Source organism: Spirillospora sp. CA-108201 (assembly GCF_050936235.1).
Taxonomy (GTDB): Bacteria; Actinomycetota; Actinomycetes; order Streptosporangiales; family Streptosporangiaceae; genus Spirillospora.
In genome coordinates, this window is the sequence record NZ_JBNJNE010000001.1 from 4,270,885 (window position 1) to 4,286,075 (window position 15,191).

The following is a 15,191-nucleotide window of genomic DNA, read 5'->3' on the forward strand; positions in this document are numbered from 1 at the left end:
CCTCAGTTGAAGATGCGCAGGTCGGAGATGGTGCCGCTGGCGACCAGCGCGACGTACAGGTCCGCTGCCACCAGCGAGCCCAGGGTGATCAGGGCGTACGTCCCGTGGCGCTGGTTGATCTTGGACACCCAGCCCCACATCCGGTAGCGGAAGGGGTGCTTGGAGAAGTTCTTCAGCCGGCCGCCCACGATGTGCCGGCACGAGTGGCACGACAGCGTGTACAGCCAGAGCAGCACCACGTTCGCGACGAGGATGACCGTGCCGAGCCCGATGCCGAACCCGCCGTCCTTGCCGTGGAAGGCGCGGACCGCGTCCCAGGTGTTGATGAGGGAGATGGCGAAGGCGGCGAGCCAGAAGTACCGGTGCAGGTTCTGGCCGATCAGGGGGAAGCGGCGCTCGCCGGTGTACTTGCCGTGCGGCTCGCGGACCGCGCACGCGGACGGCGACGCCCAGAACGAGCGGTAGTAGGCCTTGCGGTAGTAGTAGCACGTCAACCGGAACAGCAGCAGGAACGGCAGCGAGATCGCCGCGAAGGGGATCCAGCCGCGGGTGGCCGCCGGCAGGAAGGTCCCGAACTCCGCCGCGTCGCCCGTGTGGCCGTCCACCGTGACGTTGTTGCAGATGTCGTTCAGGCACGGGGAGTAGAACGGCGTCAGGTAGTGGAACTCCGGCACGTAGAAGGCCGCGCCCCAGAAGGCCCGGATCGTCGCGTACACCACCCACGCCGTGAAGATCACGAAGGTCGTGATCGGATACAGGCGCCAGTTGTCCTTGCGGAGGGTGCGTTCCTTGATCTGGGCGCGCGACTTGGCCGGCGCCTCCACAGTGGTCATCGATCGCTCTCCTGAGCTCGGGTCGTCGTGTCCCCGTACCACGGTCCGCGCGCACCGTGCGGCCGTCGCGCCCCGGCCGTGTCGCGCGCGGCGGGCGGAGACCGTGCCGCATGCGGGCGGTGACGCCTCGTGTGCGCTTCCAGTGGAGCGACCCTACGCCACCCGCCGGGAGCTGTGACATACATAACAGGCACGCCCGCATGTGACCCTGACCACAGACTTCAGCCCGCTCAGCACCCTTCGGCGGCCCTGGGAACCCATAACCAGTCGTTATGATCAAAGTGAATCGAGACGAGACCGCCTCGGCATGGCCGTCCGGTCGTCCGGCGTCTGCTTCAGCACGGTACGGGCGAAATGCTCCTCGGCCTCGCCCGTGCGGCCCGCGCCGTACACCCGCAGCACCTCGGCGAGATCGGGGAAGCGGCCGGCGATGAGCCCGGCGGCGGCCTCGATCTCGGCGGCGGACGCCACCTCGCGCAGCAGGGCCTGGACCAGCCGCGCCGCCTCGGCCGCCCCGCGCTCCGCCGCGCCCTCGGGGCCCGCGGACCCCACCGGGACGCGCCCGGAGACCGCGCCGCGCATCCCCGTCGTGGCGGCCGCCGACTCCGCCCTGATCTCCTCCAGGCGCGCCTGGACCCCGGCGGCGTTCAGCGCGTCGAAGCCGGGCCCGGCGACGAGCTCCTCGACCGCCATCAGGCGGTGCAGGACGGCCGGGTTGCTGATCTTGGCGCGCTGGCCCGACATGAGCTGGGAGAGCATCGGCGCCGAGAGCCCGAGCACGCCCGCGAGCCCCGACTGCGACATCCCGAGGCGGCCGAGCAGCGGCCGGACGCGGTCGCCGAGCGGCTCGCCGTACCACTCCGTCTGGAGCGCGCGGTTCCGGGCGATCGTGTCCTCGGCGACGCTCACCCTCGTGGACCCCCTTGACGATTCACAGATGCAAACGCTAGATTCCCGACCGCACACAGCACTGCGGTCTCCGGGGCCATCGTGCCACGGACAGCAGTATTTGCATATGCGACGAATCGGAAGGAATGACGATGGGCCTGGCACACCGCCTCGCCGCCGCCACCGCGACGGCCCTGCTCCTCACCGGCGGCCTGGCCGGCTGCTCGCCGCCCGGAACGGACTCGGCACCGGCGGGCTCGGGCCCGTCCTCCTCCCCCGGCGGCAGGAAGGCCGAGGGGGCGGCGCTGGGCAAGGCGAGCTTCGACAACGCCGCCGAGCCGATCGTGAAGGGCACGTTCGACAGCCCGGCGGCACAGGGCGCCAAGATCGACATCGCCCTGATGGGCCTCAAGACGAGCGGGAAGCTGGCGACCCTCACCGCGCAGCTCACCCCGCACGTCCCCGCCGGCGGGCCGACCCGCCTCAACGCCTACGTCCTCAACGGCGAGCACGGCCTCGGCACCGCGCTGATCGACCCGGTCAACCTCAAGAGGTACGTCGTGGTGAAGGACTCCAGCGGCAAGGAACTGGCGACCGACGACATCTTCACGCACATGACCAACGACCAGGCCACCCCCTTCTACTTCACCTTCGCCGCCCCGCCCGAGAACGTGAAGACCATCGACGTGCAGATCGGCACATGGCCCACGTTCCGCGACGTCCCCGTCGGGCGATGAGCCGCCTGCGCCGCCCGGCCCTCCTCGCCGGCGCCCTGGCCCTCGTGCTCGCCGTCCCGGCCGTCGCCGGGGCCGACCCCGGAGCACCGGACCAGAACCTGGCCCAGAGCGTCCTCTCCATCGAGACCGACGCCTCCGTCCACGACATCGATCTCCAGGAGGCGGTCATCCCCCTGGAAGAGGAAAAGACCAACGGCGGGCAGATCACCGTCCGCATCTCGGCGGACGTCCTGTTCGACTTCGGCAAGGCGACGCTCACCGGCGCGGCCCGCAGCCGCATAGCCGCGCTGGCCCCGCGCCTGCGCGGCGCCCGGGGGGCCGTCCAGGTGGCAGGGCACTCCGACTCCATCGGCGAACCCGCCTACAACCTGACGCTCTCCGAGCAGCGCGCCGAAGCGGTCAAGGCCGAACTGGCGAAAGCCCTGACGGGGACGAGCCTGCGGATCGAGGCCAAGGGCTACGGCGAGACCAAGCCCGTCGTCCCCAACGAGCAGGGCGGCAAGGACGACCCCGCAGGCCGCGCCAAGAACCGCCGCGTAGAAATCACCTACGAGAAAAGCTGATCGGTAATGCAGCGAGAATCCCGAGTACTCGCCGTCTTCCCGGCCGCCGGGCTGTGCCTGGCCGCATGGGGCGGCGACGGGCGGCCGAAAGGATCCGAAGGCGGCCACGACCGGCCGGGCGGCGGGCCTTCGCCGCCCACCTCGCCACCGGTCGCGACTCCCACCGGGCCTGAACCGACCAGGGAGGTGTGCCAGAGCAAGCCGTCCAAGGGAGGTGAGTACGTCAGCTCCGTGTACCGGGCCTCGCTCCACCGCAGCTCCCTCTACCGCAGTTCGCTTTACCGGAGCTCGCTCTACCGCTCCAGCGTCTGCGATGACAAGCAGGAGCGCATCCCGGCGGTCAGCGTCCCAGGCGTGTCGGTACCCGGGGTAGGCGTTGACGGGGTCAGCGTTCCCGGAGCGTCCCTCAAGGCGTACGTCGCCGGTCCCGGGGAGGTCATCAGGGGCGACGACAGCATCGCCTACACCATCAATGCGGACGTCCTCTTCGACTTCGGCAAGGCCGGCATCAAGCCTGCCGCGGAAGCCGAACCGACCAAGATCGCCGAGTCGATCGGCAAGGAGGTCCCGGCGGGCGCCGCCATCCAGGTCGACGGCCGCACCGACGCCAAGGGCGACCCGGCGTCCAACCAGACCCTCTCCGAGCGCCGCGCCCAGGCCATCGTCGGCTGGCTGGCCGCCAAGGGCGGCATCGACCGCTCCCGCCTCAAGGCCACCGGCTACGGCGAGACCAAACCGGCCGCCCCCAACACCCGACCGGACGGCTCCGACGACCCCGGCGGCCACGCCAAGAACCGCCGCGTCGTCATCTCCGCCACACGCTGAGCCCACAGCCCACGAGCACCGCCCCTCTTCCGGCAGGAAACCGGTTGAGTGCGGCTCGTTCTCAGTGACCGGATTGTTCAGGCAGAGCCGGGTGGACGCCGCACGATGGCGGTTCCGGCGTCGAGGTCGACGCGGGTGCGCGGCGGCCCACCGTCGTTCTCCTCGTCCCGCTTCCAAGGTAAGCGGAACCTGCGGTGCGCCCACAGGCCCGCACGATCAAGGACGGCAAAAGCGAACAGCGCGATCACAATGGAAAGGCTCAGTGACGATGCATGCCCACTACCAGCGGTGAGCATGAGGTAGTCCACGGGCGTCTTGTCGTCACTCGCCAGAGACAAGCACACGGTCTCTTCTGAATCCCGGTACCGATACTCGATCAGATGCTCGGTGCGCGGCACCAGCGCGTCGTAGATGAGGTCGATCCCCTCCTGCTCCTCCAGATCGGCCAACAGATCATCGATGTCGTCCACGACGTCGGGACCCTGCGTCGGAGGGGCGAGTACCAGGTACGAGACTGCCATGTGGCCGAAGGTCCAATCTGTCGTCTTCCATGAACACTGCTCATGATGTCAGGTTGGTTATCGCCCCTCGCCCGAACACGATCATGCTCCACGCAATGGGGGACTGGCGCCCATCCCCGAAAGCAGTGCCGACCATTCGCACTCATACCACTAGCGACCCGCCCTGGCCATTCACCCGGGGCAGGCCGACCTGCCGATCTGCACCGGCTCGATCCACGCCCGCCGCTCGTCGGATAAGTCGGACGAGACCTGTGCCGCCGCCAAGGCTTCATTCGGACCTGGTGCGGCGTGTGGTCAGCGAGGTGGCGGGCCCAGGTGGTCGAAGATCTGGAGGGGCTCGCCGTCCAGCGTGCGGACGGGGAAGCGCAGTTCCAGGCGGCACGCGGCCAGCGCCCGGCGTGCCGCTTCGGCGTGGGCGGGACGCTGCGCCGGGTCGGCGGCGCACAGGTGGGCGACCACCGCCCACAGCAGGGGCGGCACACCCGGGGGCGGGACCCCGAGCCGCTGGCGCGGCTCGGGGTCCCCGGCGCCGGTCAGCATCCGCCAGGCGACCATGCCGGCGGCGTACAGGTCCTGGCGGGGGCCGGGCCGGTCCCAGTCGAGCACCTCGGGCGCGAGGTATCCCGGCGTCCCCACGACGAAGCCGGTGGTGGTGAAGCGCTGGTCGTCCTCCCCCAGCGCGATGCCGAAGTCGGCCAGCCGCCCGTGCGGCGCCCCGACCGGACTCGGCTCCAGCAGCAGGTTGGCGGGCTTGACGTCGCGGTGGACGACCCCGGCGGCGTGGATGTGGCTGAGCGCGGCCAGCAACTGGTCCAGGATCTCGGCCGCGTACTCGGGCGGCAGCCTGCCGTAGTCGCCGAGGAGCGTCTCCAGGGAGCCCCCGCGCACGAGGTCCATGGCCAGGAGCACATCGTCGTACGCCATGCACGAGGCGTAGGGCGTCAGCACGTGGGGGTGCGCCATGCGCATCGCCCGTTCACGGACGACCCGCAGCATCGACGTGGGGCCCTGCTGCCGCACGAGCTTGGCCGCGCAGTACCGTCCCTCCGCGTGGTCGTAGGCGCGCCACACACGGCCCGTTCCCCCCGCCCCGATCCGGTCGAGCATGCTGAACCGCCCGCCGATCACCCACCCCGCGTCCACGGCACCGATCGTACGGAAGACGCCCGGCCGCGGGACGCCTGATTTCCGCACGCTGTCAACAGAACGGGCGATCTGCGCATCTAACAGAAGGAGGTACGGGCTCCCCCGGGCGGCCGCCTCCCTAGACTGATCGATCACGCAGACCACGTGCCCTCCCCAGGGCCCGCCCCGAGACGGGACCGATGAACGACGAAGACCCGCGCCGCGACGACCTCGCGGGGGACGAGGCCGACCACCGACCACCGGAGGAGGCCGGCGACACCGCATCGGGTTCCCCCGGAACGGGCGACGATTCCGCGGACGCCGGAAAGACGCCCGGCACCGGCGAGCCCGGCTCCGGGGAGGGCGAAACGGCCTCGGCGTCCGGCGGCGCGGTGGACGAGGGAGGCGCGGCCGAGAGGCGCGAGGAGGAGGTCGACGCCCCGCAGGGCGACGACGCCGAAGCGCCGGACGAGCCGGGGGACGGCGCCGCGCCCTCCGAGACCGCTGCCGCCCGGCGGGGCGGCAGGCGCCGCAAGGGGCTGCGGTGGGTCGCGGTCGGGGCGGTCGCGCTGCTGCTGGCCGCGGGGGGCGGTGCGGCGTGGCTCTACCACGACCTCGTCGGCGGGATCGAGCAGAAGCACGTCAGCGACAAGCTGGGCGCGAACCGGCCGAAGAAGCTGAACAAGTCGCTCAACATCCTCCTGGTCGGTTCCGACACGCGGGAGGGCGAGAACTCGGAGTACGCGGTGCCGGGGATGGCCGGGGCGCGGTCGGACACCACGATCCTGCTCCATCTCTCGCCGAACCGGGACCAGGCGGTCGGGATCAGCTTCCCGCGCGACTCGATGGTGAAGATGCCCGCGTGCAAGAAGGAGAAGGGCGGCACCGTCCCGGCGCAGTTCGGGATGCTGAACGCGGCGTTCGCCTATGCGGGGCCGACGTGCACGTGGAAGACGCTGGAGTCGCTCACCGGCATCCACATCGACCATTTCGTCCAGGTGGACTTCGCCGGGTTCAAGCGGATGGTGGACGCCCTGGGCGGCGTCGAGATCTGCGTCGACAAGCCCGTGAACGACCCGAGGGCCGAGCTCCACCTGAAGGCCGGGAAGCAGACCGTGAAGGGCGACGACGCTCTCGGCTACGTGCGCGCGCGCTACTCGCTCGGTGACGGCTCCGACCTGGAGCGCATCGAGCGGCAGCAGAAGTTCATGGCGGCGGTCGTCGACAAGGCCACCAGCGGGTCCGTCCTCACGGATCCGGCGAAGACGTACAAGTTCCTCAAGGCCGCGACCAAGTCGATGACGACCGACGACGACCTGGACCTGGCGGGGATGCGGAAGCTGGCGGACGGGCTGAAGGGGATGAGCGCGGGCCAGGTGCGCTTCGTCACCGTCCCCGTGCAGGGGTACGCGCCGGACCCCAACCGCGTCCAGTGGAACCAGGAGCTCGCGCGACCGCTGTTCGACGCCGTCCGGCACGACGACGAGCTGCCCGCGGCGCCGGCCGAGCCCGTCCCGGCGCGACCGGCGGTGCCGGCGCCCGGCAAGGTGCACGTCACCGTGGTCGACGCGGGGGCCCGCGACGCGCAGGTGAAACGGATCGTGAACCAGCTCCGGCAGCGGGGGTTCGCGGTGGCGAAGAAGGTCGAGAAGGCCGCCGACGCGCCGGAGAGCCGCCTCGTCTACGCGCCGGCCGCGGAGGCGCAGGCGTCGGCGCTCGCGCGGGACGTCCCGGACGCGCTGCTCACCTCGGACCCGGCCGGTCCGCGGGACGGCGTCCGGCTCGTGCTCGGAGCGAAGGGGGCGCGCCTCGCGCCGCCCGCCATCAACAAGATCGGCGGAGGCGTCAAGGCGGGTCGCGAGCTCTGCGGCTGACCCTCAGGCGGCGGCGGAGAGGATCGCGGCGAGCGCGCCGGCGAGCATGCAGGGGCCGAACGGGAACTCGCCCTTGCGCGACCGGCGGGCGATCATGATGACGACGGCGGCGAGGCCGCCGAGCAGGTAGGTCGACAGGAGGCCGATCGTCCACGCGTCCCGCCCGAACCAGCCGAGGTAGAGGCCGAGCACGCCGGACAGCTTGACGTCCCCCAGGCCGATCCCGGACGGGACGAGCAGCGCCTGAGCGAAGTACACCGCGAACAGCGCCGCCATGCCGATCAGCGCGTGCCCCAGCCGTTGCGGGCCGTCCTCGGTGAACGGCGCGGCCGCGCCCAGAAGCGCCGCCGCGACGCCGTAGGAGGGGAGTGTGAACCGGTCGGGCAGCCGCTTGACGCCGACGTCGATGAAGCCCAGGAGCGCGGCCACGGCCGCGAGGTACAGCAGCGCGGGCAGGACGGGCTCGAACCCGGCCCGCCACCCGAGCAGGCCGAACAGGGCCGCGGTGAGCAGACCGACCAGGACCCGGCTCCGGCGCGGAACCCCGCCCACGTACGGCGCCGCCAGCGGCGCCGCGAGGACGCCGACGACGAACCCGACCGGCACCAACACGAACGCGACCATCGACCTCGCCCCGATCCGGCATCCGCACCGCCCCCGGCACTCTAACCGCCCGGACGGGCCTTCATCCGCGCCCCGCAGAGCCCGGTGGGGGTCAGCGTCGCTCAGCGGCGGTGATAGCGGCGGTCATAGCGAGGATGATATCGGTCGTCGTAATCGTCATCGCCATTCACCAGAAGCCAGACGAAATAGAGCAGCAGCAGCCCGGCGAGCACGCTGCCGATATCGATCGCGCCGCCGCCGGTGAACGACTTCGCGGTCGCGGGGGCGGTGCACACCTTGTTCTTGCACTTCGCGTCCTTGTGGTTGTCGTGCCACTCTTCGGGCGGCGACTTCACGCGGACGTGCGGCTTGTCGTCGATCATCACGGCGGTCTGCTCGACGCCGTCCTCCACCGCGGTGGCGCCGGCCTTGAAATACTTCCCGGCGTGGATCTGGGGCCGGTCCTCATAGATCGCGTTGACGGCCTTTGCCTGCAGCCAGGAACGGTTGGCCACACAGATGATCAGCACGATGCCCATCATCACGAGAAGCACGATGCGGGCGATCAGGCCGATGCAGCCCAACCCGGCACTCCGACGGTAGAACACAGGGAGGACCCGTCCGGAGACCGGAGCGAAGCGCAACCGGTTCCGGTCGACGCGGAAGCGGCCGGACGAGAACGAGACGGCCAAGGCAACGGGGCCGCCTCTGGTCAGGACCTCACGTGGAGGCTCTCAGATGGAGCCGCCTCCCGGGGTTCGTCGCCCCGGGGAACGGCAGGTCGTCCGTTCAGCCGCTGATCGCGTGCCAGGCCGCCTCCGCGGCCTGCTTCTCGGCCTCCTTGGACTTCGTGCCCCGGCCCGGTCCGTACTCGACGCCGCCGACCAGAACCCAGGCCGTGAACTCCGCCCTGTGATCCGGTCCGCTCCGCCCGGTGCGGTACCGAGGCTCTCCCAGCCCTTCGCGGAAGGCATAGGCCTGCAGAGCGGTCTTCCAGTCCAGGCCCTCGCCCAGCAGTGCCAGCCGTTCGATGAGGTCGTCGAACAGCCGGTTCACCAGCACGTCGACCGCGTCGATGCCGCGCCGCCCCGCAGCTTGCTCAGGGGGCCTCCGCGTCCTGGGGACGGCGGTGGAACACGATGTCGGTGATGCTCATCCGCAGAGCCGCCTCGCCCACGAAGGCCAAGCCCTGGCCAGCGGGCAGACCGCCCTTCTCGTTGGCGAAGGAACGGTGCGTGAGCGCCTGCTCGAACAGCGGGTCGTCGTGCGCGACCTCAATGCACCGCCTGCGTGGCGGTGGCCACCTTCCAGGTCGTCCCGGCCGCGGCCGCATGCGCCGCCCCGGCGCGTTCCTTGCTCGGCTCGGCGGCGGGCGGACGGTCAAACCCGCGAGACCTCCGAGGTCTCGCGACAACCCGTCCAAATCAAATCCAGAAGGAGGGGACCTCATGGTTGAGGACTCCGACCAGGGCTTCACACTCGTGGGCTCCTGGCACTACAGGCTGGGCCCCGGGCCCGCCGCATCCAGCAGGCTGGTGAAGGGTCTCCTTTCCGGCCAGCCGGACAAGGCGAAGAAGGTGGAGCGCGGCGTGACCGCACTCGTCACCAACGTCTACCGGCACTGTCTGGGCCTGACCGCCGAGGAGATCCAGCGCATGGAGACGTTCCCCGAGGACGTCGTCCTGAGGCTGGCCTGCATCCGGCGCGGGAGGTCCTACCACCTCCGCATCGAGGTCTACGCCCCCAACCCGGCACCGCCGGACTTGGCACGCTGCCTCGATGACGCCCCCGCCGCCAACGGCCGAGCGTCGGCACCGATCCGCGATGATCTCTCTCGGTACGGGGCCGTCTTCGCCAAGGACTGGAATTGCGTGATGGTCGAGTACGAGCTCGACCACCCCGTCTCCTGACCGCACGCCCGAGCCGCCTGCCAAGGCGACTCCGGCGTCCGGGCACGGCGCACCGACCGGCCTCCACCCTCACAGGTGGGGGCCGGTTTTTCGTGTGCACCACACGCCACAGGAGTTGCCCCCCGTGACGGCGTCCGGACGGTAGACCCCGCGAGGGCCTTCCCGGTCCCCGCAACGCAACGAAGAGAAGGAGTTTTTCCATGAACGACCTGACCGGAGTCATCGGACGCCGTCCGCAGCCGTACCTCGAGTTCGAGGTCGGCGTCGCCGCGCCCCCCTTCCACGGGGACGAGCGGAACACGTACGCGGCCCCCACGGCCAAGACGGTCGAGGGTGCGATGTCGGGCATCTACGCCGACCTCTCGAGCACGGCGCAGGACCGCGTGCGGGACGTCGCGATGGAGCTGATCGGCATCGCCAAGGGGGACTGGCGGCCGATGCCGTGGGTAATCGACTCCTCCGGGCCGGCCTACACCGTGACCCTGGGCTGGTTCGAGAACGAGGGGCACTACCCCTACCCCCTCATCACGGTGTTCAGCCGTGACCCCGAACTGCCCGAGATGCCCGACGCGGCGGGGTCGCTGCGGAACTGGGTCGCACGGCTGATCACGCGCACCTTCCGGTGCGGCGCCATCGGCCACGGCGGCCGCGGCAAGACCTTCTGGGCCGTTGTGGACTTCCAGGAGTCCCTGCCCACCGCCTGAACGACACCCGGCATCCACCGATCCGGGTGATGCAGTGGCCGGCCTCCACCCCTCAGGGTGGGGGCCGGTTCTTTTTGGGGTGAACCGCACATCTCGCGCCGATTCGAAGGAGCGGGTTGCCGATTCGGCAGGGCTCTGTACAGTCCACTGCGCGGGTCCTCACGACCCGTCATTTTGTTCACATTGATTGCAAATGAAACGGGGTTATTACCATGTCCAAGGAAATCGGAAAGAACGACGAGGGCGCCATCATCATCACCGACGATGGCGTGATCGACGTCGAATCCAAGTGACCAGCGTGGCCTGAGGCCGCGGTGATCTGATTAATAGGCCGCTCTTTTTCTGCGCACGGCGGGCGGGTCAGTCGCGGAGGCGGACGCGGCAGGCCAGGTGGAGGGCGAACGCGGTGTCGGGGTCGGTCAGGTCGGCGCCGAGCCTCTCGACGATCTTCCTGATCCGGTAGTTGACCGCGTTGGGGTGCAGCGCCAGCCGGGACGCGGCGGCCTTCAGCGAGCCGCGCGCGTCGAGGTAGGCGCCCAGCGTCGCGATGGCCTCGGCCGAGCGCTCCGGGCCGAGCGCGTCGAGCGGCCGCAGCAGGTCGTCGACCACCCGGCGGCTGAGCGGCGAGGCGGCGATCTGGGCGAGCACCCGGTTGATGCCCGCGGCGTCGAAGGTGTGGACGAGTTGGCGGGAGCGGACGGCGATCGCCGCCGCGGCGCGGGCCTCCGTGGCCGACTGGCGCAGCCCCTCGATCCCGCGCTGCGGCGTGCCGATCCCGAAGCGCAGCACCGTGCCGGGATGCTCCTCGGCGACGGCCGCGCGCACGGCCTCGATCATCCGCAGGGCGCGCGGCGGGCGGATCTCGGCGCGGGCGGTGCCGACCAGCACGATGTCGGCGGCGAGGCGGGCCAGGTTCCACGACTCGCCGGACGGCAGCGGGGCCTGGTGGGTGCGCAGGGTGAGGGTGTCGAACAGCCGCCGCCGTTCCGCGAGTTCGGCGGGGTCGGGACCGGGCGGGCGGTCCGGGGTCATCCAGATCGCGGTGTGCAGGTCGTCGACGGCCAGGCCGAGCAGCCGGGCCCGGTCGGCGAGCGCCCCCGCCTGGGCGCGCTCGCTGACGATCAGCTCGGTGACGATGTCGGACCGGGTCTGGCCGGGCGCCGTCGCCCGCTCCAGCGCGAACTGCCGCATCCGGCCGATCGCGGCGGCCACGGCGGGCAGCACCAGCCGCACGGCGTCGTCGGGCGGACCCGTCACGCCGCCCTGCCGGCGGCCCGCCACCCAGATCGGCTCGGCGCCGGCCGGCTCGTCGGTCGTCGTCAGGGTGCGGCCGAGCACGGCCCCGACCCGTTCCAGCAGCGCGACCACGCGGAAGTCGGCGTCTCCCGGGCCGGGGGCCTCGCCGACCTCGCGGACGATCCGCAGCGCCGCCTGCGCGCGGGCGAGCGAGTCGGCGGCGTCGCCCCGGATGACCTGGCCGAGGTAGAGCACGACCTCGGCGACGTCGCAGTCCTCCTCGGCCGTGAGGACGGCCAGGCGCGCCCGGTCGGCCAGCCGGGCCGCGGTGATCGGCAGCGGCCCGCAGCCGATGAGGACCAGCGCGGGCACGCCGCGTTCGGCGGCGGTCCTCATGGCGATGTCGAGCTCGTATCCGGCGGCCCGCGCGGCCGACCGTCCCGTCACGACGACCAGCGCGCCCTCGGGGGCGCGTTGCAGCCGCGCCAGCGCCTCGACGGCGGTGACGGAGGTGAGCGGCACGGCGTCGGCCGGGCCGGCGAGCAGGGTGAGGGGGATCCGGGAACCGGTCCCGACCAGGTCCGCGACGAAGGACACACCCGCATTGTGCCATCAGCACAAACACTCGCGAAATCTTGTGCCCTCCACCCTTCCGCCAGGTCAGACGGTGGGACCATTCTTCCAGCATGCAGATGACACCTTCGAGGACCGGTCACGTGACGCTCGACGACGTTCCGGCGCTCGCCCGCGGCTGCGCGATCCTGGGAACCGGGGGCGGCGGGGACGTCGAGACGGGCACGCTGACCGCGGTCCGGGCGATCGACGAGTACGGCGAGGTGCCGCTCATCCCGCTGTCGGAGGTGCCCGACGACAGCCTCGTCCTTCCGCTGTCGGGGATCGGAGCGCCCACCGTCGCCCACGAGATGCTGATGAGCGGCGAGGAGCCGCTGCTCATCCGGGACGAGGTCGAGCGGATCCTCGGCCGCCCGGTGGCCGCGGTGATGGCCTGCGAGATCGGCGGGTCGAACGGCGTCGGGCCGGTCGGCTGGGCGGCGCGGCTCGGCCTGCCGCTGGTCGACGCCGACGGCATGGGACGGGCGTTCCCCGAGGTCCAGATGGTCTCGATGTACGTGGCGGGACGGCCGGTGAACCTCGTCGTCCTGGCCGACGTGCAGGGCAACGTCACCACCGTCCGCCCGATCGACGGCCTGTGGTCGGAGCGCATCTCCCGCGCGGTGTGCATCGCCAGCGGGGCGTCGGCGCTGATGGCCGACTACGTGCTGACCGGCGCGCAGGCGCGGGGCGCGGTCATCGAGGGGACGGTGAGCAAGGCCCTCGCGATCGGCCACGCCGTGCAGGAGGGCGCCGACCCGCTCGGCTCCCTGTGCGCGACGCTGGACGCCAGCGTCCTGATCACCGGGAAGGTCATCGACGTCGAGCGGCGCACCGGCGGCGGCTTCGTCCGCGGCAGCCTGGTCGTCGACGGCACGGGCGACGACCGCGGCCGGCTTCTCCGGGTGGAGATCCAGAACGAGAACCTGATCGCGCTGGAGGACGGCCGGGCGCGCGCCTGCGTCCCCGACCTGATCACCGTGGTGGACGCGCAGACCGCCGGCGCCATCTCCACCGAGTCGCTGCGCTACGGACAGCGGGTGGCGGTGCTGTCCTGGCCGTGCGACCCGATCTGGCGGACCGAACGCGGTCTCGCCACGGCCGGCCCGCGGGCCTTCGGCTACGACATCGACTACACGCCCGTGGAGGAGCTCAACCATGGCTGACCGTACGTCCGGCGGCACCGTCGCCCGCGACCTGCGCATCGGCGTCGACGTCGGCGGCACCAACACCGACGCGGTCGTCCTCAGCGCCAAGGGCGAGGTCCTGGCCAGGACGAAGCAGGCGACCAGCGCCGACGTCTCCTCGGGCCTGCACGCGGCGCTGACCGCGGTGCTGGACCAGCTCGGCGACGACGTCCGGCGGGTGGGCCGGGTCATGCTCGGCACCACGCACGCCACCAACGCGATCCTGGAGCGGCACGGGCTCGGCAAGGTGGCCGCCATCCGGCTCGGCGGGCCCGCCACCACCTCGGTCCCCCCGGCGCAGTCCTGGCCGGCGGACCTGTCGGCGGCGATCACCGCGCGCACCGCCGTGCTCCCCGGCGGCCACTACGTCGACGGCAGGCCGATCTCCAAGCTCGACCCCGGCGCGCTGCGCGCCGTGCTCGCCGAGGTCGCCGGCGAGGTCGACGCGATCGCGCTGACGAGCGTGTTCAGCCCCGCCTTCGCCGACCAGGAGATCGAGGCGGCGGAGATCGCCCGCGACGAGCTCGGCGACGCGGTGCCCATCTCGATGAGCCACGAGATCGGCACGCTCGGGCTGCTGGAGCGCGAGAACGCCACGATCCTCAACGCCGCCCTCTACCGGGTCATCAGCGCCGTGTGGGACGGGCTCCAGCACACCCTCGCCGAGCGCGGCCTGGACGTCACCACCTACTTCGCGCAGAACGACGGCACCCTGATGGCGATCGACTACGCCGTCCGGTACCCGGTGCTGACGATCGGCTCGGGCCCGGCCAACTCCATCCGGGGCGCGGCGTTCCTGTCCGGCCTCACCGACGCGATCATCGCGGACGTGGGCGGCACCTCGACCGACTTCGGCGTGCTGTACGCCGGCTTCCCCCGGGAGTCGTCCGCGGGCGTGGAGATCGGCGGGGTGCGCACCAACTTCCGGATGCCCGACATCCTCGCGCTCGCGCTCGGCGGCGGCACCGTCATCGGGCCGGACGGGGCGGTCGGGCCGCAGTCGGTCGGCTACCGGATCACCGAGAAGGCGCTGACCTTCGGCGGCGACATCCCCACGATGACCGACGCGGGCGCCCTGGCCGGCCGCGGCGCGCCGGCCGGCGCGGCGATCCCGGACCGGCTGCGCGGCGTGCTCGGCTCGGCGGTGGAGACGGCCGACCAGATGCTCGCCGACGCGGTCGACCGGATGACCCTCGGCAAGACCGACCAGCCGCTGATCGCGGTGGGCGGCGGGTCGTTCCTGATCCCCGACGCCCTGGCCGGCGTCGCCGAGGTGATCCGGCCCGCCCACGGGGACGTCGCCAACGCCGTCGGCGCGGCGATCGCCATGGTCAGCGGAACCATTGAGACCATCATCCCGGCAGGCGAGGGCCGCAGGGAGGCCATCGCCGAGGCGTCCGGCGTCGCCGGCCGCCGGGCCGTGCAGGCCGGAGCCGATCCGGCTGGAGTGGAGGTCGTGGAGATCACCGAAGTACCGATGAGTTACCTGCCCGAACCCGCGCTGCGGCTGCGGGTGAAGGCCGCCGGCCCGCTCGGCAACCTCTAGCCCGGCCCCCGAACTCCCCTGTCCGGT

General features: G+C 71.6%; 17 protein-coding genes. 8 read left to right on the forward strand and 9 right to left on the reverse strand.

The features are described 5' to 3' along the window. Positions 1-2 precede the first annotated feature (2 nt). Together sdhC and ACQEU6_RS20755 are read right to left on the reverse strand one after the other, a co-directional pair. Positions 3-833, reverse strand: a complete 831-nt coding sequence (sdhC, locus tag ACQEU6_RS20750) for a succinate dehydrogenase subunit SdhC (protein ID WP_499334131.1) — start codon at positions 831-833, stop codon at positions 3-5. Between the two features lie 276 nt (positions 834-1,109). After that, positions 1,110-1,742 (reverse strand): hypothetical protein, encoded by a 633-nt coding sequence (locus tag ACQEU6_RS20755; protein WP_499334132.1) that lies wholly within the window; start codon positions 1,740-1,742, stop codon positions 1,110-1,112. 131 nt (positions 1,743-1,873) lie between these two features. Between ACQEU6_RS20755 and ACQEU6_RS20760 the strand changes: the two genes are divergently transcribed. From ACQEU6_RS20760 to ACQEU6_RS20770, 3 genes are all read left to right on the forward strand, one after another. Continuing rightward, a complete protein-coding gene (locus ACQEU6_RS20760; protein WP_499334133.1) occupies positions 1,874-2,458 on the forward strand; it encodes a hypothetical protein in 585 nt (194 codons plus the stop codon). Beyond that, the gene (locus ACQEU6_RS20765; RefSeq protein WP_499334135.1) at positions 2,455-3,021 is read left to right on the forward strand and encodes an OmpA family protein; all 567 of its coding nucleotides are present in this window, start codon (positions 2,455-2,457) and stop codon (positions 3,019-3,021) included. The genes ACQEU6_RS20760 and ACQEU6_RS20765 overlap by 4 nt, the downstream gene beginning before the upstream one ends. 186 nt (positions 3,022-3,207) lie before the next feature. Beyond that, complete coding sequence (locus tag ACQEU6_RS20770) at positions 3,208-3,846, forward strand: OmpA family protein (protein ID WP_499334136.1); 639 nt, start codon at positions 3,208-3,210, stop codon at positions 3,844-3,846. Between the two features lie 77 nt (positions 3,847-3,923). Here the strand turns inward: ACQEU6_RS20770 and ACQEU6_RS20775 are convergent, their stop codons facing one another. Then, the gene (locus tag ACQEU6_RS20775; RefSeq protein ID WP_499334138.1) at positions 3,924-4,316 is read right to left on the reverse strand and encodes a DUF6191 domain-containing protein; all 393 of its coding nucleotides are present in this window, start codon (positions 4,314-4,316) and stop codon (positions 3,924-3,926) included. Between the two features lie 345 nt (positions 4,317-4,661). Continuing rightward, entirely contained in the window at positions 4,662-5,510 is an 849-nt protein-coding gene (locus ACQEU6_RS20780; protein ID WP_499334139.1) for a serine/threonine-protein kinase, read from the reverse strand. A gap of 182 nt (positions 5,511-5,692) precedes the next feature. Between ACQEU6_RS20780 and ACQEU6_RS20785 the strand changes: the two genes are divergently transcribed. Further along, positions 5,693-7,366, forward strand: coding sequence for an LCP family protein (locus ACQEU6_RS20785; protein ID WP_499334141.1), 1,674 nt, complete (start codon positions 5,693-5,695; stop codon positions 7,364-7,366). A gap of 3 nt (positions 7,367-7,369) precedes the next feature. On the opposite strand, the gene ACQEU6_RS20790 is transcribed toward ACQEU6_RS20785, so the two are convergent. From ACQEU6_RS20790 to ACQEU6_RS20805, 4 genes are all read right to left on the reverse strand, one after another. Further along, positions 7,370-7,990, reverse strand: a complete 621-nt coding sequence (locus ACQEU6_RS20790; protein ID WP_499334143.1) for a prepilin peptidase — start codon at positions 7,988-7,990, stop codon at positions 7,370-7,372. A 101-nt stretch (positions 7,991-8,091) separates the two neighbouring features. Next, positions 8,092-8,661, reverse strand: coding sequence for a hypothetical protein (locus ACQEU6_RS20795; RefSeq protein WP_499334145.1), 570 nt, complete (start codon positions 8,659-8,661; stop codon positions 8,092-8,094). A 97-nt stretch (positions 8,662-8,758) separates the two neighbouring features. Further along, positions 8,759-9,031 (reverse strand): putative dsRNA-binding protein, encoded by a 273-nt coding sequence (locus tag ACQEU6_RS20800; protein WP_499334147.1) that lies wholly within the window; start codon positions 9,029-9,031, stop codon positions 8,759-8,761. A 37-nt stretch (positions 9,032-9,068) separates the two neighbouring features. Beyond that, positions 9,069-9,302 carry a hypothetical protein gene (locus ACQEU6_RS20805; protein WP_499334149.1) on the reverse strand — a complete coding sequence of 78 codons (234 nt, stop codon included), beginning with the start codon at positions 9,300-9,302 and terminating at the stop codon, positions 9,069-9,071. A 115-nt stretch (positions 9,303-9,417) separates the two neighbouring features. Here ACQEU6_RS20805 and ACQEU6_RS20810 point away from each other — a divergent pair, with 115 nt between their 5' ends. Beyond that, positions 9,418-9,879, forward strand: coding sequence for a hypothetical protein (locus ACQEU6_RS20810; protein WP_499334150.1), 462 nt, complete (start codon positions 9,418-9,420; stop codon positions 9,877-9,879). Positions 9,880-10,079: 200 nt separating this feature from the next. Beyond that, on the forward strand, positions 10,080-10,583 hold the full coding sequence (locus ACQEU6_RS20815) for a hypothetical protein (RefSeq protein ID WP_499334152.1): 504 nt from the start codon (positions 10,080-10,082) through the stop codon (positions 10,581-10,583). Positions 10,584-10,943: 360 nt separating this feature from the next. On the opposite strand, the gene ACQEU6_RS20820 is transcribed toward ACQEU6_RS20815, so the two are convergent. Then, a complete protein-coding gene (locus ACQEU6_RS20820) occupies positions 10,944-12,416 on the reverse strand; it encodes a PucR family transcriptional regulator (RefSeq protein ID WP_499334153.1) in 1,473 nt (490 codons plus the stop codon). Positions 12,417-12,535: 119 nt separating this feature from the next. On the opposite strand from ACQEU6_RS20820, the gene ACQEU6_RS20825 reads away from it, so the two are divergent. Continuing rightward, positions 12,536-13,597 (forward strand): S-methyl thiohydantoin desulfurase family protein, encoded by a 1,062-nt coding sequence (locus ACQEU6_RS20825; RefSeq protein WP_499334155.1) that lies wholly within the window; start codon positions 12,536-12,538, stop codon positions 13,595-13,597. Further along, the gene (locus ACQEU6_RS20830) at positions 13,590-15,164 is read left to right on the forward strand and encodes a hydantoinase/oxoprolinase N-terminal domain-containing protein (protein WP_499334156.1); all 1,575 of its coding nucleotides are present in this window, start codon (positions 13,590-13,592) and stop codon (positions 15,162-15,164) included. The genes ACQEU6_RS20825 and ACQEU6_RS20830 overlap by 8 nt, the downstream gene beginning before the upstream one ends. Positions 15,165-15,191 lie beyond the last annotated feature (27 nt).

Bases quoted from the DNA above. Each gene is read 5' to 3' on its own strand.
- sdhC (WP_499334131.1), bottom strand. From the start codon at position 833: ATGACCACTGTGGAGGCGCCGGCCAAGTCGCGCGCCCAGATCAAGGAA.
- ACQEU6_RS20760 (WP_499334133.1), top strand. From the start codon at position 1,874: ATGGGCCTGGCACACCGCCTCGCCGCCGCCACCGCGACGGCCCTGCTC.
- ACQEU6_RS20765 (WP_499334135.1), top strand. From the start codon at position 2,455: ATGAGCCGCCTGCGCCGCCCGGCCCTCCTCGCCGGCGCCCTGGCCCTC.
- ACQEU6_RS20785 (WP_499334141.1), top strand. From the start codon at position 5,693: ATGAACGACGAAGACCCGCGCCGCGACGACCTCGCGGGGGACGAGGCC.
- ACQEU6_RS20790 (WP_499334143.1), bottom strand. From the start codon at position 7,990: ATGGTCGCGTTCGTGTTGGTGCCGGTCGGGTTCGTCGTCGGCGTCCTC.
- ACQEU6_RS20805 (WP_499334149.1), bottom strand. From the start codon at position 9,302: ATGCGGCCGCGGCCGGGACGACCTGGAAGGTGGCCACCGCCACGCAGG.
- ACQEU6_RS20810 (WP_499334150.1), top strand. From the start codon at position 9,418: ATGGTTGAGGACTCCGACCAGGGCTTCACACTCGTGGGCTCCTGGCAC.
- ACQEU6_RS20815 (WP_499334152.1), top strand. From the start codon at position 10,080: ATGAACGACCTGACCGGAGTCATCGGACGCCGTCCGCAGCCGTACCTC.
- ACQEU6_RS20830 (WP_499334156.1), top strand. From the start codon at position 13,590: ATGGCTGACCGTACGTCCGGCGGCACCGTCGCCCGCGACCTGCGCATC.